This window comes from Pseudomonas sp. A-B-19 (genome assembly GCF_019947515.1).
Taxonomy (GTDB): domain Bacteria; phylum Pseudomonadota; class Gammaproteobacteria; order Pseudomonadales; family Pseudomonadaceae; genus Aquipseudomonas.
Map to the genome: position 1 here is coordinate 66,875 of NZ_JAGYGN010000022.1, position 24,751 is coordinate 91,625.

General features: G+C 59.8%; 20 protein-coding genes and 1 pseudogene. 9 read left to right on the top strand and 12 right to left on the bottom strand.

Annotated elements, in window-relative coordinates:
- The first annotated feature begins 10 nt into the window (after window positions 1–10).
- The 7 genes from pqqF (at window position 11) to KGA81_RS22070 (ending at window position 7,750) form a co-directional block, all read left to right on the top strand.
- On the top strand, window positions 11–2,440 hold the full coding sequence (gene pqqF / locus KGA81_RS22040) for a pyrroloquinoline quinone biosynthesis protein PqqF (protein ID WP_223548426.1): 2,430 nt from the start codon (window positions 11–13) through the stop codon (window positions 2,438–2,440).
- Between the two features lie 159 nt (window positions 2,441–2,599).
- Window positions 2,600–2,674 carry a pyrroloquinoline quinone precursor peptide PqqA gene (gene pqqA / locus KGA81_RS22045; protein ID WP_003444522.1) on the top strand — a complete coding sequence of 25 codons (75 nt, stop codon included), beginning with the start codon at window positions 2,600–2,602 and terminating at the stop codon, window positions 2,672–2,674.
- Window positions 2,675–2,752: 78 nt separating this feature from the next.
- Window positions 2,753–3,664, top strand: a complete 912-nt coding sequence (gene pqqB / locus KGA81_RS22050) for a pyrroloquinoline quinone biosynthesis protein PqqB (protein ID WP_223548428.1) — start codon at window positions 2,753–2,755, stop codon at window positions 3,662–3,664.
- A gap of 125 nt (window positions 3,665–3,789) precedes the next feature.
- Window positions 3,790–4,542 (top strand): pyrroloquinoline-quinone synthase PqqC, encoded by a 753-nt coding sequence (gene pqqC / locus KGA81_RS22055; RefSeq protein ID WP_223548430.1) that lies wholly within the window; start codon window positions 3,790–3,792, stop codon window positions 4,540–4,542.
- On the top strand, window positions 4,539–4,814 hold the full coding sequence (pqqD, locus tag KGA81_RS22060; protein WP_223548432.1) for a pyrroloquinoline quinone biosynthesis peptide chaperone PqqD: 276 nt from the start codon (window positions 4,539–4,541) through the stop codon (window positions 4,812–4,814). Before pqqC ends, pqqD begins: the two co-directional genes overlap by 4 nt.
- 7 nt (window positions 4,815–4,821) lie before the next feature.
- Window positions 4,822–5,958 carry a pyrroloquinoline quinone biosynthesis protein PqqE gene (gene pqqE / locus KGA81_RS22065; protein ID WP_411736571.1) on the top strand — a complete coding sequence of 379 codons (1,137 nt, stop codon included), beginning with the start codon at window positions 4,822–4,824 and terminating at the stop codon, window positions 5,956–5,958.
- Window positions 5,924–7,750 carry a S9 family peptidase gene (locus tag KGA81_RS22070; protein ID WP_223548438.1) on the top strand — a complete coding sequence of 609 codons (1,827 nt, stop codon included), beginning with the start codon at window positions 5,924–5,926 and terminating at the stop codon, window positions 7,748–7,750. Before pqqE ends, KGA81_RS22070 begins: the two co-directional genes overlap by 35 nt.
- Before the next feature lie 233 nt (window positions 7,751–7,983).
- Here the strand turns inward: KGA81_RS22070 and KGA81_RS22075 are convergent.
- Window positions 7,984–8,073, bottom strand: a pseudogene (locus KGA81_RS22075) (transcriptional regulator); the annotation flags it as partial.
- A gap of 158 nt (window positions 8,074–8,231) precedes the next feature.
- Complete coding sequence (locus KGA81_RS22080) at window positions 8,232–9,515, bottom strand: aspartate aminotransferase family protein (RefSeq protein WP_223548441.1); 1,284 nt, start codon at window positions 9,513–9,515, stop codon at window positions 8,232–8,234.
- 169 nt (window positions 9,516–9,684) lie between these two features.
- On the opposite strand from KGA81_RS22080, the gene KGA81_RS22085 reads away from it, so the two are divergent.
- The gene (locus tag KGA81_RS22085) at window positions 9,685–10,614 is read left to right on the top strand and encodes a LysR family transcriptional regulator (RefSeq protein ID WP_223548444.1); all 930 of its coding nucleotides are present in this window, start codon (window positions 9,685–9,687) and stop codon (window positions 10,612–10,614) included.
- Between the two features lie 227 nt (window positions 10,615–10,841).
- Here KGA81_RS22085 and KGA81_RS22090 read toward each other — a convergent pair whose 3' ends face one another.
- The 4 genes from KGA81_RS22090 to KGA81_RS22105 form a co-directional block, all read right to left on the bottom strand.
- Window positions 10,842–12,620: an acyl-CoA dehydrogenase C-terminal domain-containing protein gene (locus KGA81_RS22090; protein ID WP_223548447.1), complete on the bottom strand. Its 1,779-nt coding sequence runs from the start codon at window positions 12,618–12,620 to the stop codon at window positions 10,842–10,844.
- A gap of 211 nt (window positions 12,621–12,831) precedes the next feature.
- Window positions 12,832–14,628 carry an acyl-CoA dehydrogenase C-terminal domain-containing protein gene (locus KGA81_RS22095; protein WP_223548449.1) on the bottom strand — a complete coding sequence of 599 codons (1,797 nt, stop codon included), beginning with the start codon at window positions 14,626–14,628 and terminating at the stop codon, window positions 12,832–12,834.
- 85 nt (window positions 14,629–14,713) lie between these two features.
- Window positions 14,714–16,006: a GGDEF domain-containing protein gene (locus KGA81_RS22100; RefSeq protein WP_223548451.1), complete on the bottom strand. Its 1,293-nt coding sequence runs from the start codon at window positions 16,004–16,006 to the stop codon at window positions 14,714–14,716.
- A 197-nt stretch (window positions 16,007–16,203) separates the two neighbouring features.
- Entirely contained in the window at window positions 16,204–18,009 is a 1,806-nt protein-coding gene (locus tag KGA81_RS22105) for a phenylacyl-CoA dehydrogenase (protein ID WP_223548454.1), read from the bottom strand.
- A gap of 319 nt (window positions 18,010–18,328) precedes the next feature.
- Here KGA81_RS22105 and KGA81_RS22110 point away from each other — a divergent pair, with 319 nt between their 5' ends.
- Entirely contained in the window at window positions 18,329–19,585 is a 1,257-nt protein-coding gene (locus KGA81_RS22110) for a hypothetical protein (RefSeq protein ID WP_223548455.1), read from the top strand.
- A 90-nt stretch (window positions 19,586–19,675) separates the two neighbouring features.
- Here the strand turns inward: KGA81_RS22110 and KGA81_RS22115 are convergent, their stop codons facing one another.
- From KGA81_RS22115 to bioB, 6 genes are all read right to left on the bottom strand, one after another.
- Window positions 19,676–19,972, bottom strand: a complete 297-nt coding sequence (locus tag KGA81_RS22115) for a pyrroloquinoline quinone biosynthesis protein PqqE (RefSeq protein ID WP_223548457.1) — start codon at window positions 19,970–19,972, stop codon at window positions 19,676–19,678.
- 124 nt (window positions 19,973–20,096) lie between these two features.
- Window positions 20,097–20,777: a dethiobiotin synthase gene (gene bioD, locus KGA81_RS22120; protein ID WP_223548460.1), complete on the bottom strand. Its 681-nt coding sequence runs from the start codon at window positions 20,775–20,777 to the stop codon at window positions 20,097–20,099.
- Window positions 20,774–21,586, bottom strand: a complete 813-nt coding sequence (gene bioC / locus KGA81_RS22125) for a malonyl-ACP O-methyltransferase BioC (RefSeq protein WP_223548462.1) — start codon at window positions 21,584–21,586, stop codon at window positions 20,774–20,776. Before bioC ends, bioD begins: the two co-directional genes overlap by 4 nt.
- Complete coding sequence (locus tag KGA81_RS22130; protein WP_223548464.1) at window positions 21,579–22,310, bottom strand: alpha/beta fold hydrolase; 732 nt, start codon at window positions 22,308–22,310, stop codon at window positions 21,579–21,581. The genes bioC and KGA81_RS22130 overlap by 8 nt, the downstream gene beginning before the upstream one ends.
- Window positions 22,303–23,481: an 8-amino-7-oxononanoate synthase gene (bioF, locus tag KGA81_RS22135; protein WP_223548466.1), complete on the bottom strand. Its 1,179-nt coding sequence runs from the start codon at window positions 23,479–23,481 to the stop codon at window positions 22,303–22,305. The genes KGA81_RS22130 and bioF overlap by 8 nt, the downstream gene beginning before the upstream one ends.
- Window positions 23,482–23,646: 165 nt before the next feature.
- Window positions 23,647–24,702 carry a biotin synthase BioB gene (gene bioB / locus KGA81_RS22140; RefSeq protein ID WP_223548469.1) on the bottom strand — a complete coding sequence of 352 codons (1,056 nt, stop codon included), beginning with the start codon at window positions 24,700–24,702 and terminating at the stop codon, window positions 23,647–23,649.
- Window positions 24,703–24,751: the final 49 nt, after the last annotated feature.

Here is a 24,751-nt window from a genome sequence, read left to right on the forward strand (position 1 = left end):
GGAAGTGCCCATGCCCGCGCTGAATCCCCTTCGCCCCCACACTGAAACCCTGGCCAACGGTCTGCGGGTGACGCTGCGTCATGCCCCGAACCTGAAGCGTTGCGCGGCGGCGTTGCGCGTGGCAGCCGGCAGCCATGATGTGCCGCTGGCCTGGCCTGGCCTGGCGCATTTTCTTGAGCATCTGCTGTTTCTGGGGACTGAGCGTTTTCCTGCCGGGCAAGGGTTGATGGCCTACGTCCAGAGTCATGGAGGGCAGGTAAACGCGCGGACCAGCGAGCGCACCACGGACTATTTTTTCGAACTGCCGCCACAAGCGTTTACCGGTGGGCTTGAGCGTCTGTCAGACATGCTCGCCCATCCACGTATGAATCAGGACGATCAACAGCGGGAACAGGAAGTGCTACAGGCGGAATTTGTCGCCTGGTCGCAGGATCCGGTGGCGCAACAACAGCGGGCATTGTTCGATGGGCTTTCTGAGGCTCATCCGCTGCGCGGTTTCCATGCCGGCAATCGCGACAGCCTCCCGGTGTCGCAACCGGAATTTCAGCAGGCATTGCAGGATTTTTATCAGCGGTTTTACCAGACCGGGCAGATGACCTTGAGCCTGGCCGGGCCGCAGAGCCTCGATGAACTAAGAGGTTTGGCCGAGACATTTGCCAGCGTTATTGCCAGCGGTGAAAAGGCCACGCAACAATCCCCGCCACCGCTGATGGCGACCTCAAACGCCAGTTATCAACAGGCTGGTGAGCGCCGACTGGATTTGCTGTTTGCCCTCCAAGCGCTACCCGACTCCGCCGCCGAAGCACTGGATTTTCTGTGTCACTGGCTCAATGCCGAGAAACCGGGCGGTTTGCTGGCGGATTTGCGTGAGCGTGGATTGGCCGAAAAACTGAAGGCCGAGTCGCTGTATCAATTCGCCGGGCAAGCCTTGCTGCACTTCGAGTTCACATTGCCCGCCAACTCTTTGGCAACCGGGATTCGCGAACGGCTAATGGATTGGCTGGGCTTCTTCGCCAGGCAAGACTGGAGCCGATTGCGCGAAGAATACGCAGCCCTGCTCCAGCGCCAACAGCAAGTCAGCAGCGCCTTGCAACTGGCCCGACTGGACAGCGAACAGCGCGAAGCCGGGTTATCTGACCAAGGCGTTACAGCCCTCAAGCAAGTCCTCAAACAAATCGGCGCTGTGGATAACTTCAGCGGTCCCTGGCAATTGCCGGCACCCAACCCGTTCTTGCGCTGCGAAGCACCGGCAGCCAACGCCGGATTGATTCGCGGCCAAACCAGCGCCCATCGAGGCCTACGCACTTTTGCCCAGGATCGCTCGCGCAGCCGTCGTGAACGTTCGCCGATGCAATTCAGCCAGGCATGGCCGGACAACAACGCCGATGGTGCGATTTATCTGCGCTGGCGCCTGGACTCGGCTCCCGACAGCCATCTTCAATCACGACTGGAAAACCACCTGCAGCCGTTGCGCGAAGACGCGCACCAGGCCGGTGTGGATTTTTCCTTCAGCGCGTCGGGCAGCGAATGGCTGCTGAAAATGACCGGGCTACAGGAACCGATGCCGAGCGTCCTTGAGCATGTGCTGAAGGAACTGACAACCCCTGATACCGCTGTCTCACAATCGGAACCGACGAGTGTTGCGCTAATTCCGATTCGGCAACTGCTCAAAACATTGCCCGATCACTGCCTCGAGCACAGCACAAGCTCGGATGACCTGCGGCAACTCTGGTCGAGTGCGCGATGGGACGGGTTGGCGATCGGGTTATCGGCTCAGACTCAAGCGGCCATGGGCCTGGCCTTGAGCCGCATACCCGGCACGCCGGACAATCAGCTGACGCTACCCTCTTCGATCCACTCACAACGTCTGTGGAACACCGTCGATACCGGCTCCAGCGAGCACGCGCTGCTGCTGTTTTGCCCTACAGCTACCGATGAAATGGCCGACGAAGCCGCGTGGCGTTTGCTGGCACACATCTGTCAGACGCCGTTCTACCAGCGCCTGCGGGTTGAGCTGCAACTCGGCTATGCAGTGTTCAGCGCCCTGCGACAGATTCACGGGCAAACCGGGCTGCTGTTCGGGGTGCAATCGCCAAGCGTTGCGCCGGCGGAGCTGCTGCAGCACATCGAGCAATTTCTGAATCGATTACCGGACCTGATCAGCTCGCTCGACGACAGCACCTTCAACGCTCAACGCCTGGCCTTGGCGGATCAGTTTTCCAGCGCCACGCTCACCACGGATCAAGTGGCCGAATTACTCTGGCAGGGTAAACTGTCCGGCCGCTCGTCGGATTATCTGACTCAATTGCCCGAGGCAATCCTGCTGATCGAGCGGGCCGAACTGCTGGACGCCGCACAGCGATTGAATCAGGCCGAGGGCGGTTGGCGCTGCCTGGCCAACAGCCCTGCACCCGGCACTCCCTGGCAAGCGACAAAATGATCTTTACCGGAGCTGTAAGGCGCTTTCTCAAAGTTTCACGGGCAACCCCTTCGAAATTTTGAGTAACATAGCCACCTAACTGTCTGGAACATCTCTGATTTGAGGTGGACTATACCTATAGACAGCGCTGTCTCACCACCACCTGAAGGAGTTCAACTCATGGCCTGGACCAAACCTGCCTACACCGACCTGCGTATCGGCTTTGAAGTCACCATGTACTTCGCCAGCCGCTAATCTGCCTTGGTAGACTGCAGCTAACGCCTCGGTTATCCCGAGGCGTTTTATTTTCAGCGTTGAAATGATGGAGCGCCCATGTTTGTCCAGATTCTAGGTTCCGCTGCCGGCGGCGGCTTCCCCCAGTGGAACTGCAACTGCGTGAACTGCGCAGGCTTTCGTGACGGCAGCCTGCGGGCCAAGGCGCGGACGCAATCGTCCATCGCGATTTCCGATGATGGCGTGAACTGGGTGCTGTGCAACACCTCCCCGGACATCCGCGCCCAACTCCAGAGTTTCGCCCCAATGCAGCCAGGCCGCGCCCTGCGCGATACCGGGATCGGCGCGATCATCCTGATGGACAGTCAGATCGACCACACCACTGGCCTGCTCATGCTGCGCGAAGGTTGCCCGCATCAGGTCTGGTGTACCGACATGGTCCACGAAGACCTGAGCACTGGTTTCCCACTGTTCAACATGCTGACTCACTGGAACGGCGGGCTGAACTGGAACCGTATCGCACTCGATCAAAGCTTCACCATCCCCGCCTGCCCGAACCTGCGCTTCACCCCGCTGCCTTTGCGCAGTGCCGCGCCGCCCTATTCGCCGCACCGCTTCGACCCGCATCCGGGCGACAACATTGGCCTGATCGTCGAAGACCTCAACACCGGCGGCAAACTGTTCTACGCACCGGGACTGGGCAAGGTCGACGCACCGCTTCTGGAAATCATGGCCGGCAGCGATTGCCTGCTGGTGGATGGAACCTTGTGGGATGACAATGAAATGCAGCGGCGCGGTGTAGGCACCCGTACCGGCCGCGAAATGGGCCACCTGGCACAGAATGGCCCTGGCGGCATGCTCGAAGTGCTTGAGCAATTGCCCAACCAGCGCAAAGTACTTATCCACATCAACAACACCAACCCGATTCTTGATGAAGATTCGCCCGAGCGCGCGGAGCTGGATCGGCGCCAGGTTGAAGTGGCGTATGACGGCATGAGTATTGTGTTGTAGCGGATGGCCTCATCGCGAGCAAGCTCACTCCCACAGTTGACCTCATTCCCCTGTGGGAGCCAGCTTGCTCGCGATGAGGCCGGCACAGGCACTAGACCTCTACGCTTGTTTCACGGAGAACCGCAATGACCGACACCCCAATGTCCCCCGCCGAGTTCGAGGCCGCCCTGCGCGCCAAGGGCGCCTATTACCACATCCATCACCCCTACCATGTGGCGATGTACGAAGGCCGGGCGAGCCGTGAGCAGATTCAGGGCTGGGTCGCCAACCGTTTCTACTATCAGGTGAACATCCCCCTGAAGGACGCAGCCATTCTGGCTAACTGCCCTGACCGCGAGATCCGCCGCGAATGGATTCAGCGCCTGCTCGACCACGACGGCGCACCCGGTGAAGACGGCGGTATCGAAGCCTGGCTGCGTCTGGGCCAGGCCGTGGGCCTCGACCCGGACCAGCTGCGTTCTCAGGAGCTGGTGCTGCCCGGCGTACGTTTCGCCGTGGACGCCTATGTCAATTTCGCCCGCCGTGCCAGTTGGCAGGAGGCCGCGAGCAGCTCGCTGACCGAACTGTTCGCCCCGCAAATCCACCAGTCGCGCCTGGACAGCTGGCCTCAGCATTACCCATGGATCGACCCGGCCGGCTACGAGTATTTCCGCACGCGCCTGGGTCAGGCACGGCGTGATGTCGAGCACGGTCTGGCGATCACGTTGCAGCACTACACCTCCCGTGAAGGCCAGGAGCGCATGCTGGAAATTCTCCAGTTCAAACTGGACATTCTTTGGAGCATGCTCGATGCCATGAGCATGGCCTACGAACTGAAACGCCCGCCGTATCACAGCGTGACCGGGGAACGGGTCTGGCACAAAGGAATCACCTTATGAGTTTCGATCGCAGCAAGACCCCGACCTGGCGTCCCGGTTATCGCTTCCAATACGAACCGGCGCAGAAAGGCCACGTGCTGCTGTACCCGGAAGGCATGATCAAGCTCAACGAAAGTGCCGCACTGATCGGCGGTTTGATTGATGGTGAACGGGATGTCGCGACGATCATCAATGAGCTCGACCAACAGTTCCCGGGCGTACCTGAACTCGGAGACGACATCGAGCAATTCATGGAGGTTGCCCGTGCGCAGCACTGGATCGAACTTGCCTGATTCATCGGTGCAAGTGCCGCCCAAACCTGAAATCGGCTTGCCGCTATGGCTGCTGGCCGAGCTGACGTACCGCTGCCCGCTGCAATGTCCGTACTGTTCCAATCCGCTGGATTTCGCCGAGCAAGGCAAGGAGCTGAGTACCGAGCAGTGGATCAAGGTATTTCGCGAAGCGCGGGAAATGGGCGCGGCGCAACTGGGCTTCTCCGGTGGCGAACCGCTGGTGCGTCAGGACCTCGCCGAGCTGATTGCCGAGGCCCGCAAGCTGGGTTTCTACACCAACCTGATCACCTCCGGCATCGGTTTGACCGAGCAGAAAATCAGCGACTTCAAGAAGGCCGGCCTCGATCACATCCAGATCAGCTTCCAGGCCAGCGACGAGCAGGTGAACAATCTGCTGGCCGGTTCAAAAAAGGCCTTCGCGCAGAAACTGGAAATGGCCCGGGCAGTGAAGGCCCACGGTTATCCGATGGTGCTGAATTTCGTGACCCATCGGCACAACATCGACCAGATCGACCGCATCATCGAGCTGTGCATCGCTCTGGAGGCGGACTTTGTCGAGCTCGCCACATGCCAGTTCTACGGCTGGGCGCAGCTCAATCGCGTTGGGTTATTGCCGACCAAAGAGCAACTGGTGCGCGCCGAACGCATCACCAATGAGTACCGCGCCAAACTGGAAGCCGAAGGGCACCCGTGCAAGTTGATTTTCGTCACCCCGGACTATTACGAAGAACGCCCGAAAGCCTGCATGAATGGCTGGGGCAGTATTTTTCTGACGGTCACGCCAGACGGAACCGCTCTGCCCTGTCACGGTGCCCGACAGATGCCGGTGCAGTTTCCCAACGTGCGCGACCACAGCATGCAGCACATCTGGTACGACTCGTTCGGCTTCAACCGCTTTCGCGGTTATGACTGGATGCCCGAGCCGTGCCGCTCCTGCGACGAGAAAGAAAAAGATTTCGGCGGCTGCCGCTGCCAGGCGTTCATGCTCACCGGCGATGCAAGCAACGCCGACCCGGTGTGCAGCAAGTCGCCACAACACGGCGTGATCCTCAAGGCTCGCGAAGAAGCCGGGCACGCTACCCAGACCATCGACCAACTGGCCTTTCGCAATGAACGAAACTCACGCCTCATCGCCAAAAGCTGAACCTTTGAGCGCCGCCAAAGCCGTGGCCGCCGGTATCGACTTTGCCGAACTGCAAGTCGGTCGGCAGGGCCTGTTCTGGAACGAGTACCGACCCGAAGATGCGGCGTGCCGGATCTGGCATTGGCGTGACGGTGCAGCGAAATGTCTGACCCCACTGGAGTTCAGCGTACGCAGTCGCGTGTACGAATATGGCGGCGGAGCGTTTTGTCTGACAGATGACGGTATCGTTTTCGTCAACGAGGCAGACCAGCAACTGTATCGGCAATCACTGCGAGGCGAATCGCCCGAAAGGCTGACGTCCGGTGCGTGCCGCTATGGCGATCTGCAGTTCGCCAACGGGCAAGTGCTGGCGGTCGAGGAGCATCGCGATCAACACCGACTGGTGGCAATCGACCTGTTCGATGGCGCGCGTCACTTGCTGGCCGAGGGTGCTGATTTCTACGCGGCACCGACACTGAGTCCCGATACTCGGCGCCTGGCCTGGATCGAATGGAGTCGCCCGGATCAGCCATGGACAGCGACCCGCTTGATGGTTGCCGAACGCCTCGCCAACGGCGGCTTTGCCGAGGCCCGTTGTGTGGCGGGCGACGGCGTTCAAGAGTCTGTGCAACAACCGCGGTTTGATGCTGGCGGTCGCCTGTATTGCCTGACGGATCGCGCGGGTTACTGGCAGCCATTCGTTGAATCTGCAAATGGTCTGAATCCGTTGCCATGTAACACCGCGGACCATGGTCCCGCACCTTGGCAACTTGGCGGCTGCACCTGGGTGCCGCTGAACGAAAACAGCTACCTGGCCAGTTGGACCGAGGGCGGGTTTGGCCGATTGGGGATAGGCGGCAGCTCCAGCGCCGACTTCACCGGTGACTACAGCCGCTTCCGCCATCTCGCAGTGGATGAGCAGTTCATCTATTGCATCGCGGCGTCGCCCGTCAGTTCAACCGCCGTCATCGCCATCGACCGCCAGAGTCGGCAAGTGAAAGTATTGGCCGGCGGCATTGCACCACTTCCTCCCGACCAGATCAGCCGCCCGCAAACCTTGCGCTACCCGAGTGGCTCAGGCGAAGCACACGGCTTCTTCTACCCGGCGATGACCGGCGAGACGAAACCTCCACTGGTGGTATTCATCCATGGCGGACCGACGTCGGCGTGCTACCCGATACTCGATCCGCGTATCCAGTACTGGGCACAGCGGGGCTTCGCCGTGGCCGACCTCAACTATCGCGGCAGCAGCGGTTATGGCCGGGCCTATCGTCAGGCGCTGCATTTGAGCTGGGGTGATGTGGATGTCGAAGACGCTTGCGCGGTGGTCAGCCATCTCGCCGAACGTGGCTTGATCGATGGCGACAAAGCGTTTATCCGCGGCGGCAGTGCTGGCGGTTACACCACTCTTTGCGCCTTGGCATTTCACAACGTGTTCCGCGCCGGCGCCAGCCTGTATGGGGTCAGCGATCCGGTGGCGCTGGGGCGCACGACCCACAAATTCGAAAGCGATTACCTGGATTGGTTGATCGGCGATGCTCTGCGGGATGCCGAACGCTACGCGGCCCGCACGCCTCTGCTGCATGCGGGCAACATCCGCGTGCCGGTGATCTTCTTCCAAGGGGAACTGGACGCCGTGGTCATCCCGCAGCAGACCCGCGACATGGTCTCGGCGCTTCAGGACAACGGCATCCTGGTCGAAGCACACTACTACACGGATGAACGCCACGGTTTCCGCAAGGCCGGCAATCAGGCCCATGCACTGGAGCAGGAGTGGTTGTTTTATCGGCGGGTGATGGAGCACGCCAGCTGAAACCGGCGGTATTCCAATCGCTGGCAAGCCGGCTCCTACAGAACCGTGATCTCCCGTAATTGGATGGACTCGCCCAAGCTGAGGCGTCAATGCGCCACGGTGGCGGTCTAAACAGCCAGCGACAGCGAGGGCGAGTCCATGAAAAATCATAGTTCGATTGATCAATCCGTGTCTTCTTCCGATTTGTCGGCCTGCACAACCTTGGCGGTCGATCTGGCCAAACAGGTCTTTCAGGTCGCCTTGCTGATTGCACCAATGGCGTACAAGGCGCTGGCCGATTCGTGGATCGATTTGGACGCCGCACTTTTGAATTTCTTACTCATGAAATACCTCCACAAACTCCTGTACCGGCTACCGATCAAGGGGAAAATAGCCGCTGGCAAAACACAGAGACAAAAAAACGCCCCACGCCAAAAGTTTAGGGCGTGAGGCGTGCGTATTACCGCGAGACGGTTCTGGAATGTATGCAGGGCGCGTCTGATCAGACGGCAATCCCTTTGCGGCACTGCAATTGCGCGGTGCGTACTCGGGAGAAGGCACGCGCCAGGCGCAGGAGCATTTCATCGATGTTGGCGTTGCTGACATTCAGCGCCGGGGTAAAGCGCAGGCAGTCGGGTTGCGGGGCATTGAGCAGCAGGCCTTCGTAGAGCGCGGCCTTGACCACCGCGTCAGCAGAGTCGTCCGACAGCGTCAGCCCCCAAAGCAGCCCTTGTCCGCGCAACTCACCGTGATCATAACGATGGGCCAATCGCTCCAACCCTTCACGCAGGTGTTGACCGGTTTCTGCGACGTGCTTGAGGAAAGCCTTGTCCTGCACCGTATCGAGCACCGCAAGTCCTGCCGCGGCCATCAACGCATTACCGTGATGAGTACCTGTCACCTCGCCCACGTCGAAACAGCAAGCCTTGCCCCGCGCCAGCAGGGCGGCCAATGGCACGCCACCGCCCAAGCCTTTTCCGAGCACGACGATATCCGCCGTTACACCGCAGGACTGTTCCGCGAGCAAGGTGCCACAACGGCCAATGCCGGTTTGCACTTCGTCGAAGATCAGCAAAATGCCGAGTTCACGGCACAAGCGTTCGACGCCCTTGAGGTAATGCGCGGTGGCCGGGATCACGCCGGCTTCGCTCTGGATCGGCTCGAGCATGATCGCTACGGTCCGTTCATCCACAGCCGCATGCAACGCTGGCAGATCATTGAATGGAACACGACTGAAGCCTGGCAATTGCGGCTCGAATCGGTTGCTCAAGGTCGAACTGTCCGACGCCGAAATCGTCGCCAGGCTGCGACCATGGCAACCATTGTTGGCCACAATGATTCGCGACGCACCGCCGCGATGCTGCTGCCCCCATTTGCGCGCCAGTTTGATCGCCGCCTCGCAGGCTTCGCTACCGGTATTGAGCAGGTAAGCCTGATCACTGCCGGTGCTGGCACACAGATGTTCGGCGAGGCTGAGCATGCCGCGGTTGTACAGGCCGAAACCCGGGTTGATCAGCGATTGGGCCTGGGCAGTGATTGCATTGACCAGCACCGAAGGGCTGTGACCCAGGCTGTTGGTCCCGCCGCCTTGGGAAAAATCCAGGTACGCACGGTCATCGCTATCCCACAACCATGAACCCTGGCCACGCACAAACACCTGTTTCGGCCGCTCGACACTGGGCATCAAGTACTCGCTGGAAAGATTATCGCCTGGAGATGGCAGGGAGGCGTCCATGACCAGATCATCAAGACTGGGAGGACTGCGGCGCAGACTGAACAGGTTCATCTGAAAAAACCTCTGATGAGATTTTTTGCCTTACCTATGTAAACACCATCGAAGCAAAGGGTATTCATCGCGCTCTATGGCCCTGTAAGCCCTGTGAATGCGGTTAGACTAGGCTCAGACGAGGCGTTCAGCCATTTCGATTTCCCAGCATTTTCGATAAGTAATACTTATGGATTTCAAGCAACTGCGTTATTTCGTCGCGGTCTATGAAGAAGGTCACGTGGGCCGGGCCGCCGAGCGCCTGTCCATCTCCCAGCCGGCGCTGTCCCAGCAAATCCGTCACCTGGAACAAAACCTCGATGTCAGCCTGTTCGAGCGCAGCAGCAAACGCCTGTTGCCGACCCTCGCGGCCCACACGCTGTACAACCACGCCCTGCCTTTGCTCGATGGCCTGCAACGGGCACGGGAAGCGCTCGGCAACTTCAAGGGTCAGGCGCTGCGCACCCTGGCCATCGGTGTATTGCAGACCGTGCATACCAGCCTCGTTCCGCAGATGCTTGAGCGGGTGCGCAAGGCGCAGCCGCACCTGGTGGTGCAGATCTACGAATTGACCGGCCTGGAAATCGAGCGGCGACTGCTCAACGGTTCTCTGGATATCGGCATCGGCTATCTGCCGCCCCGTCAGCCTGGCTTGCATGGCGTGATGCTGTACGAAGATGAACTGACCCTGGTCATCCCGGCAGAGCATCCGCTGCGTGAATTCAAGAAAGTGTCCATGAGTCAGGCCGCCGAACTGCCGATGTTGCTGCTGGGCGAAGAATTTCAGATCAGGCAGATCTGGCAGGCCCAACTGGCGAGCCTCGGGCGTCGCCCACAGGTGCAAGCCGAACTGAACAACATGGCCGGCATCCTCGACAGCCTGCCACATACGCGCCTGGCGACGGTGCTGCCCGGACGTTCGCAAAAGACCCATGGCAGCCACGAACTGCTGTGGAAACCCCTGAGCGAACCACGCGTACCGCTGAAAGTCGGTTTGGTGTGTCGGGATGTGCAACGGCAGCAGGCCTCGCTGGCCTTGCTGCGGACATTGCTGGAAGAAGTGATAAACGGCCCGGATGTACGCTTGAACAGCCCGCAGTCTCTGGATGGGCTGGGCTAGAAACTTTTCTTTGGGAAAAAGAAAACCCCGCCGAAGCGGGGCTTTGCAGACTGTTTCCCTGACATCCATTTCACTCCGCCGTCCTGGCAGAATCCTACGTGTCCCTGTTGTTGCTTTGCGCTTCCTGCGCTACGTCCATGAGAAGTAGATTAGCTCTGGATCCAATTTGCATCTATGGGAGAACAGCAGCACGTTATGTAAGAGAATGCTTACAAAATACTACTGACTCAGAATTGTCCTGCATCCAGCAGGAACAACGATTCGCTACCGGCCTTCACCGATGCGCTTAACGAGTGAATGCGCGGCAACAGGCGGGCAAAATAGAAGCGCGCCGTGCCCAGTTTGCTGGCATAGAAATCGTCTTGCGCTTCCTTGCCGAAAGCCGCCTTGGCCATCAGGGCCCACATGTAGGCGTACGCCACGTAACCGAACGCCTGCAGATACTCGACCGATGCCGCGCCGATCTCGTTCGGATTGCTCTTCGCACGGTCAAGCAACCACGCGGTCAGTTCATCGAGGGTGGTTACGGCGTCGTTCAGTGGCTTGGTGAACTCGGCAAGGTCCGCGCTGGCGGTCGCCGTGAAGTGACGAATCTCGTCAGCGAACAGGTTGTAGAACGCCCCGCCGCTACCCACGATCTTGCGTCCGACCAGGTCCAGTGCCTGAATGCCGTTGGTGCCTTCGTAGATCTGGGTGATGCGCACGTCACGCACCAATTGTTCCTGGCCCCACTCACGGATGTAGCCGTGGCCACCGAAAATCTGTTGGCCGTGTACGGTGGTTTCCAGGCCGAGGTCAGTCAGGAACGCCTTGGCCACCGGGGTCAGCAACGCCACCAGGTCTTCCGCACGCTTGCGGGTAGCGGCTTCTTCGCTGAACTTGGCAGTGTCGAGTTGCATCGCCACATAGGTTGAGAACGCACGGCCACCTTCGTTCGAGGCTTTCATGGTCAGCAGCATGCGACGCACGTCCGGGTGGACGATGATCGGGTCAGCCACTTTGTCCTTGTTCTGCGCGCCGGTCGGCGAACGGCTTTGCAGACGGTCACGGGCGTACTCAACGGCGTTCTGGTACGAGCGCTCGCCCGTGGCCAGGCCCTGGATACCGACGCCCAGACGCTCGTAGTTCATCATGGTGAACATCGCCGCCAGGCCTTTGTTCGGCTCGCCGACCAGGTAACCCACGGCTTCATCGAAGTTCATCACGCAGGTCGCGGACGCCTGGATGCCCATCTTGTGTTCGATCGAACCGCAGCTCAAAGGGTTGCGCGCGCCCAGGCCGCCATCGGCGTTGACCATGAACTTCGGCACCAGGAACAGCGAAATGCCTTTCGGCCCCGCCGGTGCATCCGGCAGCTTGGCCAGCACCAGGTGGATGATGTTTTCGGTGAGGTCGTGTTCGCCACCGGTGATGAAGATCTTGGTGCCGCTGACCTTGTAGGAACCGTCGGCCTGAGGCTCGGCCTTGGTACGGATGATTCCCAGGTCGGTACCGGCATGGGGCTCGGTCAGGCACATGGAACCGGCCCAGACACCGGCATACATGTTCGGCAGGTATGCGGCTTTCAGCTCTTCGCTGGCGTGGGCGTTGATCGACAGGCAAGCGCCGGCGGTCAGCATCGGGTACAGGCCAAACGCCAGGCTGGCGGAGTTGACCATTTCTTCGACCTGGGCCGAAACGGCTTTGGGCATGCCCATGCCGCCGTAAGCCGGATCACCTCCCACACCGACCCAACCGCCTTCAGCGTAGGTCTGATAGGCCTGTGGGAAACCTGCTGGCGTGGTGACGGCACCGTCCGCCCAATGGCAACCTTCCTCGTCAGCGGCACGGCTCAGCGGTGCGATGCTTTTGCTGGTGACTTTGCCGGCTTCTTCCAGGATGGCCTCTACCGTTTCTGCATCGACGGTCTCGGCCAGCGCAGGCAGTTCGGCCCAGAGTTTGGCGACCTCGAAAACTTCATTGAGAACGAAGCGCATATCGCGCAGGGGCGCTTTGTAGTCAGCCATGGCAAACCTCGCAAGATCTATACAGGTGATTCACAGGAAGAGTGTTTTGTTGGCTCGGAGTGTACCTCAACAACTTTTGAGACACATAGGGTCAGTCTGTGACGTTTTTGTTATTTTTAGTCACTAGAAAAAATCGCAGCCTCCGCCAACTCCTGCGCCAATCAAGGTAGGAGCTGCCGGAGGCTGCGATCTTTCAAGGATTGAAAATCAATTAAAGCGCGAACAACTCCGCTGGCAGTTGCATAAGGCAATCGCTGCCCGCCTCGATGGCTGCCCGATGAGCGGCGGTTCGCGGCAACAAGCGCTTGAAGTAGAACTCGCTGGTCGCGAGTTTGCCCCGGCAGAAATCGGCATCGCCGGTACCGCTATCGAGCTGCGCCTGGGCCACCAGCGCCATGCGCAACCACAGGTAGCCAAGGATGATGTAACCGCTGTACATCAGGTAATCCACCGACGCGGCACCGACTTCGTCCGGGTTTTTCATCGCCGCCATGCCGACCCTGGTGGTCAACTCACCCCACTGCCGGTTCAGTTGATTGAGCTGCGCCACATACCCGGCCAGTTGTGGATGCTCGGCGTTCGCCGCGCAGAACTTGTGGACGATTTTGGTGAAACCGCGCAACAGCTTGCCCTGGCTGCCGAGGACCTTGCGCCCGAGCAGGTCCAGCGCCTGAATGCCGTTGGTGCCCTCATAGATCGGCGCGATCCGGCAGTCGCGAACCAGTTGCTCCATGCCCCATTCGCGAATGAATCCGTGGCCGCCAAACACCTGCATGCCGTGGTTGGTCACCTCCAGCCCGGTGTCGGTCATGAAGGCTTTGCAGATCGGGGTGAGGAACGCCAGCAGGTCTTCGGCATCCTGACGCGCCGTTTCGTCCGAGCTCAGGTGTACAACGTCGAGCAACTGCGCGGTGAAGTAGGTCAGCGCGCGGTTGCCCTCGTTGAAGGCTTTCATGGTCAGCAACATCCGCCGCACATCAGGGTGCACAATGATCGGATCGGCGGCTTTTTCCGGGGCTTTCGGGCCGGTCAGCGCGCGCATCTGCAAACGCTCGTTGGCGTATTTGACCGCGCCCTGGAAGCTCGCCTCCCCCAGACACAGCCCTTGCATGCCAGTGCCCAGCCGCGCGTGGTTCATCATGGTGAACATGCAGTTGAGGCCTTTGTTCGGCTCGCCGATCAGGAAACCCTTGGCCTCGTCGAAGTTCAGCACGCAGGTGGCCGAGGCCTTGATGCCCATCTTGTGTTCGATCGAGCCGCAGGACACACCGTTGCGCTCGCCCGCTTCGCCCGTCGCATCGGGCAGGAACTTGGGCACGATGAACAGCGAAATGCCCTTGGTACCGGCCGGTGCATCCGGCAATTTGGCCAGCACCAGGTGAATGATGTTGGCGCTCATGTCGTGCTCGCCGGCGGAGATGAAGATCTTGCTGCCGGAGATCGCGTAGCTGCCATCGGCCGCAGGCACGGCGCGGGTCTTGATGATGCCCAGGTCCGTGCCGCAATGGGCTTCGGTCAGGCACATGGTGCCGGTCCATTGGCCAGCGGTAAGTTTCTTCAAATAGGTCTGCTTCTGCGCCTCGGTGCCATGGGCGTGGATCGCCGACATGGCTCCGTGGGTCAGGCCGGGGTACATGCCCCATGAGGTGTTGCTGGAGCCCACCATCTCGCTGATCACCAGGCCCAGAGAGACCGGCAACCCTTGACCGCCGTAAACCGGATCCGCCGCAAGGCCATGCCAGCCGCCCTCGACATATTGGGCGAATGCCTGCTTGAAACCCGCGGGCGTTGTGACCACGCCATTGTCGAAATGACAGCCTTCTTCATCCCCGCTGCGGTTGAGCGGCGACAGTACGTTTTCGCAGAACTTCGCGCCCTCCTCGAGGATCGCATTGACCATGTCCGGGCTGGCATCGGTGGCCCCCAGCACGGCGTAGTTGGCGTGAAAGTCGAAGACGTGGTCGATCAGAAAGCGCATGTCGCGCAAGGGAGCTTTGTACTCGGGCATGGTCATTCTCCGTCGGCAGATTTCTTCAACCTACTGCCGCCAGCCGTGCCTCACAATCACCTGGCGCTCGCTGAATGCGCCATCATCACTCAACCGTAGCGGCGTCCATGCGCACGGCACCACGGCGGTTCTGCCCGAACGCCATCACGCAGTTTCGCCCGGCACCCTTGGCGCTGTAGAGCGCCTGGTCAGCGGACTTGAGTACCTCTTCGGGGCTGCGTTGATCGATCCGTTCGGCAACACCGATACTGACCGTCACTGACACACTCGACGCCCCGGAGCCCGCACGGCGCTGGCGCCCCTGATTATCGTCCTGCGGGCGATTTTCCTGATTGCGCAGTTGAATGTTGTAAGTGGCGATGGACTCGCGGATGACTTCCAGGTGCGGCAGGCACTCTTCGAGGGTCTTGCCTGCAAACACCAGGGCAAATTCCTCGCCGCCATAGCGATACGCCTTGCCGCCACCGCCGATTTTCGACAGTTTGCTGGCCACCAGCCGCAACACCTGGTCGCCGACATCGTGGCCGTGGGTGTCGTTGAATTTCTTGAAGTGGTCGACGTCGCTCATCGCCAACACGTAGTTGCGCCCCAACCGTTGCAGGCGTTCATTCAACGCACGACGGCCCGGCAGCCCGGTCAGTTCGTCGCGGAAGGCCATTTGATAGGCTTCGTGGGCAACGGCAGCGGCGATCATCAGCATCACCTGGCTGCACATGATGTTCAGCGTGAACGGCAGGATGAAGGTCTTCGGCAACATCCAGAACAATCCGAGCAGCCCCACCCATTGCGCGGCATGCAGCGGTCGCGGGTTGCGCCAGTATTGCCAGGCCAGCAGCAAAAACGCCGCAACGAACACCGGATAGGACAACTGGATGAGGCTCATCCAGGCGCCATGCAAGGCAGGCCAGCGAATCTCCGACAGCCAGATCAGCAGCGCCTGCGGATAGCTTTGCTCAAGCCCCAGCGCCACGCTGCCGACCGCCAGCAATACCGCGAAGCGCGCCACCATGTCCTGAAACAGGTGGGTGCGTTCCTGCCACGCCGCGAACACGCCAAACAACAGCGGCAGCAGCAGGCAACACAAATGAAAGACCACGGCGGCATCGTCACGCACCTTGCCGTTGTCGCGGTAATAATCGGTCTGGGTGTCGAGCAGGAAGTAGGCGATGTACACCGTGACCATCAGAAACAGTTCACGCTGGCGTCGGTAAACCGCGCAATAGGCGCCACCGAGCAATAACACCAGGGTGGGCAGCACGTTGAACAGCGAGGTGAAGAAGACGCTCAGATCCTTGATGTATGCAGCCGCAAGCCCCGTCAGCAACAGCAGCAATGACGGCAGGAAATGACTGAAACGCACAGCGGAAGAGCGCGGCAAGGGTAAAGCTCCGACCGGTCAGATCAATAGATGGCAATGTGCCAACTACTGTAACGGCAGAGCGTCCGAGTTGTTGAGTGAATTACTGAGGCATTTTTCAAGGGCCTCACAAACGCTTGTTCCATCGGCAACCGTCTAAAGCAAAAAAGCCACTGTTCCCGAAGGAGCAGCGGCTTTTTCAAGTGCTTCGTTAAGGCTTAGTAGCCCAGGTCGAAGTTCTCTTCTTTCATGTCCATCAGGTTGTTGGCGCCCGACAGCATGGTTGCGACGTGAGTGCGGGTACGCGGCAGAATGCGCTGGAAGTAGAAACGCGCAGTCTGCAGTTTGGCGGTGTAGAACGCCTCTTCGGACGTGCCGGCAGCCAATTTCTCGGCAGCCAGACGCGCCATGTCAGCCCAGAAGTAGGCCAGGCAGGCGTAACCGGAGTACATCAGGTAGTCCACGGAGGCCGCGCCGACTTCTTCGCGGTCTTTCATGGCAGCCATACCGACCTTCATGGTCAGCTCGCCCCATTCCTTGTTCAGTGCCGCCAGTGGAGCGACGAACTCTTGAATCGCTTCGTTGCCTTCGTTGGTCTGGCAGAACTTGTGGACGATCTTGGTGAAGCCTTTCAGAGCCTCGCCCTGGGTCATCAACACTTTACGGCCCAGCAGGTCGAGTGCCTGGATACCGGTGGTGCCTTCGTACAGCATCGAGATGCGGCTGTCGCGAACGTTCTGCTCCATGCCCCACTCGGCGATGAAACCGTGGCCGCCATAGATTTGTACGCCGTGGTTAGCGGATTCGAAACCGACTTCAGTCATGAAGGCTTTGGCGATTGGGGTCATGAACGCCAACAGTGCGTCGGCTTTCTTCTTCTCTTCCTCGTCCACGCCGTACTTGACGATGTCGACCTGCTTGGCAGTGAAGTAAACCATCGCACGGTTGCCTTCGGCGAATGCCTTCATGGTCAACAGCATGCGGCGTACGTCAGGGTGGACGATGATCGGGTCAGCGGCTTTGTCCGGCGCTTTCGGGCCAGTCAGCGAGCGCATTTGCAGACGGTCACGAGCGTATTTCAGGCCGCCCTGAAAACCGACTTCGGCGTGGGCCAGACCTTGCAGCGCGGTACCCAGACGTGCGGTGTTCATGAAGGTGAACATGCAGTTCAGGCCTTTGTTCGCCGGGCCGATCAGGAAACCGGTGGCGCCGTCGAAGTTCATCACGCAGGTGGCGTTGCCGTGAATGCCCATCTTGTGTTCCAGGGAACCGCAGGACACGGCGTTACGCGCGCCGACCGAACCATCAGCGTTCGGCAGGAACTTTGGCACGATGAACAAGGAGATGCCTTTGGTGCCAGCCGGAGCATCCGGCAGGCGGGCCAGCACGATGTGGACGATGTTGTCGGCCATGTCGTGTTCACCGGCCGAGATGAAGATCTTGGTGCCGGAGACTTTGTAGGAACCGTCGGCCTGAGGCTCGGCCTTGGTGCGCAGCATGCCAAGGTCGGTGCCGCAGTGCGGCTCGGTCAGGCACATGGTGCCGGTCCACTCGCCGGAAACCAGCTTGGTCAGGTAAGCCGCTTGCTGCTCAGGGGTGCCGTGCTCGGAGATGGTGTTCATCGCACCGTGCGACAGGCCCGGGTACATGCCCCACGACCAGTTGGACTCGCCAACCATTTCGCTGATGGCCAGACCCAGGGACTCCGGCAGGCCTTGGCCGCCGTGCTCGACGTCGTGGGCCAGGCTTGGCCAGCCACCTTCGACGAATTGCTTGTAGGCTTCCTTGAAGCCAGTCGGGGTCTTGACGCCGGACTCGCTCCAGGTGCAACCCTCGATGTCGCCCACTCGGTTCAGCGGAGCCAGTACCTGTTCACAAAACTTGGCGCCCTCCTCAAGAATGGCGTCAACCATGTCTGGAGTTGCGTCGGCACAAGCCGGAAGGCTCTGATAGTGCGCTTCGTAGCCGAGCAGTTCGTCACGAACGAAGCGAATATCACGCAAGGGGGCCTTGTAGTCAGGCATAGCGATAAACCTCTGCTGATGTAACCGGGAATGGACGACCGCATTGATTCGTTGTTGCGATCAAACAGTTGTTTGAAACATACGTTTACGCCTAAATCTTGTCAAGCGTCGATCTTTTGCCGTTCGTCATACATGGGCTTTCGATCTTCCGAAAACTACTCACCATTGGCCCTTAAAGCATATGGATTGGCTTCTAAAGAATGGCGAACTGTCAGTTTTTACAGGCTCGAAAACTCTGTAAAACGTATGTACTGACTATAGCCAGCACGCTTCACGCCATGGTGGTCATGGGGAAAATGAGTGCGGCAGGAGAGTCAATATGGAAATGCAGCCTCGCGACAATCAGCCCCGCAGACCCGGCGAGCTCGACCAGACCTTCGCTACCAATGGCACCATCGAGTTCAGCGAAAGAGGCACCGCAAACTCAATCACCTCTGACAAAGACGGCAAGCTGATTCTTGTCTCCCAGATCGGCGACCGTTTTCGGCTCTCGCGCTACCTCGTCGACGGAGCAAAGGATGGCTCGTTCGAGGAAACAACCTGGAACTTCGAAGATGGCGACCAATCCACACCGATGCGTGTACTGCTGCAGGAAGATGGAAAAATTCTGGTCATCGGTGACTCGCTAAAAGCCGGAGCACTGAGGCCCGCCGTCACCCGCTTTAACCCCAGTGGCAGCCCTGACCTGGTATTTGGCCGCCGAGTCATTACTACCGGGCCAGAAGATGCGTATCCACCAAACTTTCGTTACAAGTCAGTCGATGGCTGTCTGCAAAAGGCTCAAAAAATACTCATGGCAGCGAGCTACACACTTCGATCAGGTCGCCCTTTGAGCAGGCTGTTTTGTCTGCTCGCTGATGGCGAGGCTGACAAAACTTTTGGCGAAGGCCGTGGGTTCATCGATATCAGGTTCCATGACCGCGAAAGCTATGCCTGTGACGTCCAGATCCAAAGTAATGGCAGCATTATCGTCGCGGGCAGTTGGAGATTTGATGGCGAACAGCAGAGAACACGGACCGTCGCTCGTTACACGGTTGAGGGCATTCTGGACAATACCTTTGGCCAAGCAGGTTATGCCGATGTTGTGGTGCCCGGCGAGCAAGGGGAAAAGTCGCCGACTGAGGAGCTTTTTCTGGACGATATTGTCAGCCGGGTTGCTGTTCAGAAAGACGACAAAGTCATCATCGCCGGCTCTGCAAAAGGCCCTGACGGCTTCACTAGCGGGCTGCTGGCCAGACTCGAAGCCGACGGCAAAAAACTTGATGAGCAGTTCAATGACGGGAAACCTCTACTGATCTCTCGCTCATTGAATGATTTGTCCTTCCATTCCATTACGATACAACCGGATGAAAAAATCGTGGCCGTAGGCAGAGGCATCATGGCAAATACGACCATGGAGCTTTACGAACGGGTTAGCGAAAACGGAGAAACAGAGGATTTCTGGGCCGGAAACAGTGTCGGTGACTGTACCGACGTGACGATTCAGCCGGCAGGACGAGTTGTTATTTCGGGTAGTCGCGGGACTCCTCTCATTGGCTCTCGCTATCCAAGAGTATGGGGGCGCCTGGGGTTCTGATTCTGATTTTTTGCCAGACACGTACGCTTAATAGTCACAAGCCATTGAGCGTACGCATTAAAAGGATATTGGTTTGTCGCTCAACCAGGATCAGGCGTAGGTATCGATCAGCGTACCGAGCATTTCATCGGCTGCCTTGGCCACTTTGACGCCCAGTTCCACCTGGAACTTGCCCTCGGACATCTCGACTATGTTACTGGTCAGATCCGATTGCTGGCTGCGGTCTACCGATCGCAGACGATCGACCTGCGCCTCGGAGGACTGGCTGGTGACCGATCGCTCGATCGTCATGTTGGCGATCTGCCCGGCGGCTTGATCGACACGGTTCTGCCCGGCCTGAAGGGTGCTCAGACCGGCATAAAAAGCGCTGTTTCCTGAGATTTCCATGGGAAAACTCGTCCTTTCAAAGGATGAACAGCGGCCATTGAAGCAGAGTGGCCAGCAAAACACTCGACAAAAACACTAATGGCACAGTGCCTTATCATAGGCAAAACCCGCACTGCAAAAAACGTCAGTCCAACAGGTCCAGTTGCAAGTGCTCGGCCACTGCTTCGGCCGTGACGGCCTTGAGTTTAGGCACACGTCCCAGGCACGGTGCCGGGAGGCGCTCGGCAAGGGTGGCCAGGTTCTCTTCCAGCCGCGAGGTCTTGGGGTCGATGATGTTGGCCACCCATCCCGCCAGTTGCAAACCGTCCCGGGCAATCGCTTCGGCGGTCAGCAAAGCATGGCTGATGCATCCCAGTCGCACGCCGACCACCAGAATCACCGGCAGCTTCAATGCGATGGCCAGGTCCGACAGATTGTCCTGATCCGCCAACGGTACGCGCCAGCCACCGGCGCCTTCGATCAGGGTGAAGTCCGCCTGCATGCCCAGAATCTGCCGCATCGGCGCCAGCAACGACTGCACCGTCAGCGCCACACCCGCCTCTCGCGCCGCCAGGTGCGGGGCGATGGCCGGTTCGAAGGCCACCGGATTGACCTGTGCATACGTCAGCGGCAGCGAACACTCCGCCAGCAAGGCCAGCGCATCGGCGTTGCGCAGACCTTTGGGCGTCACATCGCAACCGGAGGCGACCGGCTTGCCCGCCGCCGTACTCAACCCCGCCGAACGCGCCGCATGCAGCAGCCCGGCAGCGACCGTGGTTTTACCGACATCGGTATCCGTGCCGGCGATGAAATAGGCTGCGCTCATAAGGGCTTCTCCAATACGGCGTACACCACTTGATAAGTCGCCGGCAGTCCCTGGGCCTGACGAAACTGCTCATAAGCCTGAATCAGACCCAAAATCCGCGCCCGGCCGGTCAAGCCACCCGGCCGTCCGGGATTGAGGTTGTGCGCGCCCAGCGCCTTGAGTTCATGGGTCAGGCTGCGCACATCCGGGTAATGCAGCACATGCGGCTGGTTTTGCAGACTGACGACACGTAACCCACTGGCCGCACACAACTGCTGATAAACACCAAACTCCCGGAAACGGTTGACGTGCACCATGCCATCGACCTGCCGCCAGCTGTCGCGCAGTTCAAACAACGTCCCTGCACAAAGACTGGCAAACGCGAAGATGCCGCCCGGTTTCAGCACCCGAAAAGCTTCACCGAGCACCGATTCGAAGTCCGCGCACCACTGCACCGCCAGGCTGGAGAAGATCAGCTCGCAGGTCGAATCCTGCAGCGGCAAACGCTCGGCATCGCCGGCCACGAAGTGCATGGCACCGCCCAACGGCCGGGCGTGGTTGAGCATGCCCTCGGCGATATCCAGTGCCACCCCGTGGCTGCCTGGAAATTGCTCACCCAAGGCACGACTGAAATGCCCGGTGCCACAGCCCAGATCCAGCCAACGTTGCGGTACGAAGTCCTGCGGCAAGCGCCCGAGCAATTGACTGCCGACATCACGCTGCAACTCGGCCACGCTGTCGTAGCTTGCCGCCGCGCGGGAGAATGATGCTGCGACCTGGCGCTTGTCAGGCAAGCCGCCGGGCAGTTTGGGAAAGGATAAATCAGTCATCACCGGACTCATGCAAAAAGGCCTGGATCGCCCCCGCCACACCGTGGGGATCCTCCAGAAGAAACCCGTGACCGGCCTGTTCAATCAGACCGATTTCGACATCCGGCAGCAATGCCAACATCTCGCCCGCCGCTTCCACCGGCACCAACCCGTCGAGGCCGGCGAACAGATGCAGTTGCGGACCGCGGAACGATTGCAATGCCTGCCGTGTATCCAATTGCGCGAGCACTTGCAGGCCACTGAGCAGCACTGGCGCGGCGGTGTTCGGTGCGCCACCGAGCAACAATCGTGACAATCCGCGCGGGTCTTCGGCGCCTTGGGCGCAGAGCAGTGAAAAGCGTTTCAATGTCGCGCGTGGATCGGCTGCACATCCCGCCAGAAACGCATCGAAGGTTTCCCCGGGCATGGCGCTTGACCATTGTTCATGAGCGACAAAAGAAGCGTTGCTGGCCAGGGTGAACACGCCACAACAACGATCGCCACGCCGGGCCGCCAACTCGCAGGCGAGCATGCCGCCCAATGACCAACCGCCCAGCCAGGCGTCTTGCGGCAAGGTTGAGTCAAGCTCATCGAGCCACTCTTCAAGATCGCTCGACTCCAGCTCCGGCAACGGCTCGATCTCGACGCGCAGGTGCTCATCCAGACCGCGCAAGGCCGCCGCCAAAGGCTCCAGCGGTGAAACGCCAAGGCCCCAGCCAGGTAGCAGAATCAGACGATCACGCATGGCTTGGCTCCGGCTGCAGCTGTTGAAAACAATCGGCCAGTGCGTTTAACAATAGCTGTACTTGGGCCTCGCTGTGGGCCGCCGTCAGCGTGACCCGCAGTCGGGCGCTGCCGGCGGGTACGGTCGGCGGACGAATGGCGGTCACCATCAACCCGCGTTCGCGCAGCATTTGCGAAAGGCGCACCGCGCGCCCGGCGTCGCCGATCATGATCGGCTGGATCGGCGTGGAACTATCCATGAGTTCCAGGCCAATCTGTTCGGCACCGTGGCGGAACTGGCGAATCAGCGTCTGCAAATGCTCGCGGCGCCAGTGTTCGCTGCGCAGCAGTTCCAGGCTTTTCAACGTGGCGCAGGCCAGCGCCGGTGGCTGGCTGGTGGTGTAGATGTAGGGGCGGGCGAACTGGATCAGACTTTCGATCAACTCTTCGCTGCCAGCCACAAAGGCTCCCGCCGTACCAAAGGCTTTGCCGAGCGTGCCGACCAGCACCGGCACGTCTTCCATGCTCAGACCGAAATGCTCGACGATGCCACCACCATTGGCACCCAGCGGCCCAAAACCATGGGCATCGTCGACCATCAACCAGGCGCCTTTGGCCTTGGCTTCTCGGGCCAGCGCTGGCAAGTCGGCGATATCGCCGTCCATGCTGAACACGCCGTCGGTGACCACCAGCGTATTACCAGTGGCTTTTTCCAGACGCTTGGCCAGGCTCACCGCGTCGTTGTGCAGATAACGATTGAACCGCGCACCGGACAACAATCCTGCGTCGAGCAGCGACGCATGATTGAGCCGGTCTTCGAGCACCGTATCGCCCTGCCCCACCAGCGCCGTGACCGCACCGAGGTTGGCCATGTAACCGGTGGTGAACAGCAACGCGCGCGGGCGACCGGTCAGGTCGGCCAATGCTTCTTCCAGGGTATGGTGCGGGGCGCTATGGCCGATGACCAGATGTGACGCCCCTCCGCCCACACCCCACTTCGAAGCGCCGGCGCGCCAGGCTTCGATCACTTGCGGATGATTGGCCAGGCCCAGGTAGTCGTTGCTACAGAACGCCAGCAACGGCTGGCCATCGACCACCACTTGCGGCCCCTGCGGACTTTCGAGCAGCGGACGCTGGCGGTAGAGGTTTTCGGCACGACGGGCAGCAAGGCGTGCGGCGAGATCAAAAGACATGCAGGCCTCGGACAAACAATCAAGGTAGACACCGAACCTGTAGGAGCTGGCTTGCCAGCGATGAGGGCGTCAAATTCGACTAACCATCAGCTGACAGACCGCTATCGCTGGCAAGCCAGCTCCTACAAGTGTTTTGCATTTCAACCAGAGGGAGCCGTGACGCAATCAAACCGCGGCGTTATAGAACTGCTCGCTGCTTTTCTGCTCCACCAACGCCTGCTCGATCGCCGCCTGGTGCACTTCATCGGCGTGCTCTTCGCGGGCTTCCGGCAGGATGCCCAGACGCGAGAACAGTTGCATGTCCTTGTCGGCCTGCGGGTTGGCGGTGGTCAGCAGTTTTTCGCCGTAGAAAATCGAGTTGGCACCGGCGAAGAACGCCAGGGCCTGCATCTGTTCGTTCATGGCTTCGCGGCCGGCGGACAGGCGCACGTGGGATTGCGGCATCAGGATGCGCGCGACGGCGAGCATGCGGATGAAGTCGAACGGGTCGACGTCGTCGGCATTTTCCAGTGGCGTGCCGGCGACTTTCACCAGCATGTTGATCGGCACCGACTCCGGGTGCTCCGGCAGGTTGGCCAGCTGGATCAGCAGGTTGGCGCGGTCGTCCAGCGACTCGCCCATGCCGAGAATGCCGCCGGAGCAGATCTTCATCCCCGAATCACGCACATACGCCAGGGTTTGCAGGCGCTCGCTGTAGGTGCGGGTGGTGATGATGCTGCCGTAGAACTCCGGCGAGGTATCGAGGTTATGGTTGTAGTAGTCGAGGCCGGCATTGGCCAGCGCTTCGGTCTGCTCCTGATCCAGGCGACCGAGGGTCATGCAGGTTTCCAGGCCCAGAGCTTTCACGCCTTCGACCATCTTCAATACATAAGGCATGTCCTTGGCCGACGGGTGCTTCCACGCCGCGCCCATGCAGAACCGGGTCGAACCGATAGCCTTGGCACGCGCGGCCTCTTCGAGGACCTTCTGCACTTCCATCAGCTTTTCTTTTTCCAGACCGGTGTTGTAGTGACCGGACTGCGGACAATATTTGCAATCTTCCGGGCAGGCGCCGGTTTTGATCGACAACAGGGTCGACACCTGGACACGGTTGGCATCGAAATGCGCACGGTGCACCGTCTGCGCCTGGAACAACAGGTCGTTGAATGGCTGAACGAAGAGTGCTTTGACTTCGGCCAAAGTCCAGTCATGACGCAGGGTTGCAGTGGTGCTGGCGCTCATGGGCGTTTCCTTTGAATTATGCTTTGGCAGGCGGCTGGGTAATGGAATG

What these genes read in the sequence shown, in the direction of transcription:
- pqqF (WP_223548426.1), top strand. Translation starts at nt 11, where the DNA reads ATGCCCGCGCTGAATCCCCTTCGCCCCCACACTGAAACCCTGGCCAAC.
- pqqB (WP_223548428.1), top strand. Translation starts at nt 2,753, where the DNA reads ATGTTTGTCCAGATTCTAGGTTCCGCTGCCGGCGGCGGCTTCCCCCAG.
- pqqC (WP_223548430.1), top strand. Translation starts at nt 3,790, where the DNA reads ATGACCGACACCCCAATGTCCCCCGCCGAGTTCGAGGCCGCCCTGCGC.
- pqqD (WP_223548432.1), top strand. Translation starts at nt 4,539, where the DNA reads ATGAGTTTCGATCGCAGCAAGACCCCGACCTGGCGTCCCGGTTATCGC.
- KGA81_RS22070 (WP_223548438.1), top strand. Translation starts at nt 5,924, where the DNA reads ATGAACGAAACTCACGCCTCATCGCCAAAAGCTGAACCTTTGAGCGCC.
- KGA81_RS22080 (WP_223548441.1), bottom strand. Translation starts at nt 9,515, where the DNA reads ATGAACCTGTTCAGTCTGCGCCGCAGTCCTCCCAGTCTTGATGATCTG.
- KGA81_RS22085 (WP_223548444.1), top strand. Translation starts at nt 9,685, where the DNA reads ATGGATTTCAAGCAACTGCGTTATTTCGTCGCGGTCTATGAAGAAGGT.
- KGA81_RS22090 (WP_223548447.1), bottom strand. Translation starts at nt 12,620, where the DNA reads ATGGCTGACTACAAAGCGCCCCTGCGCGATATGCGCTTCGTTCTCAAT.
- KGA81_RS22095 (WP_223548449.1), bottom strand. Translation starts at nt 14,628, where the DNA reads ATGCCCGAGTACAAAGCTCCCTTGCGCGACATGCGCTTTCTGATCGAC.
- KGA81_RS22105 (WP_223548454.1), bottom strand. Translation starts at nt 18,009, where the DNA reads ATGCCTGACTACAAGGCCCCCTTGCGTGATATTCGCTTCGTTCGTGAC.
- KGA81_RS22110 (WP_223548455.1), top strand. Translation starts at nt 18,329, where the DNA reads ATGGAAATGCAGCCTCGCGACAATCAGCCCCGCAGACCCGGCGAGCTC.
- KGA81_RS22115 (WP_223548457.1), bottom strand. Translation starts at nt 19,972, where the DNA reads ATGGAAATCTCAGGAAACAGCGCTTTTTATGCCGGTCTGAGCACCCTT.
- bioD (WP_223548460.1), bottom strand. Translation starts at nt 20,777, where the DNA reads ATGAGCGCAGCCTATTTCATCGCCGGCACGGATACCGATGTCGGTAAA.
- bioC (WP_223548462.1), bottom strand. Translation starts at nt 21,586, where the DNA reads ATGACTGATTTATCCTTTCCCAAACTGCCCGGCGGCTTGCCTGACAAG.
- KGA81_RS22130 (WP_223548464.1), bottom strand. Translation starts at nt 22,310, where the DNA reads ATGCGTGATCGTCTGATTCTGCTACCTGGCTGGGGCCTTGGCGTTTCA.
- bioF (WP_223548466.1), bottom strand. Translation starts at nt 23,481, where the DNA reads ATGTCTTTTGATCTCGCCGCACGCCTTGCTGCCCGTCGTGCCGAAAAC.
- bioB (WP_223548469.1), bottom strand. Translation starts at nt 24,702, where the DNA reads ATGAGCGCCAGCACCACTGCAACCCTGCGTCATGACTGGACTTTGGCC.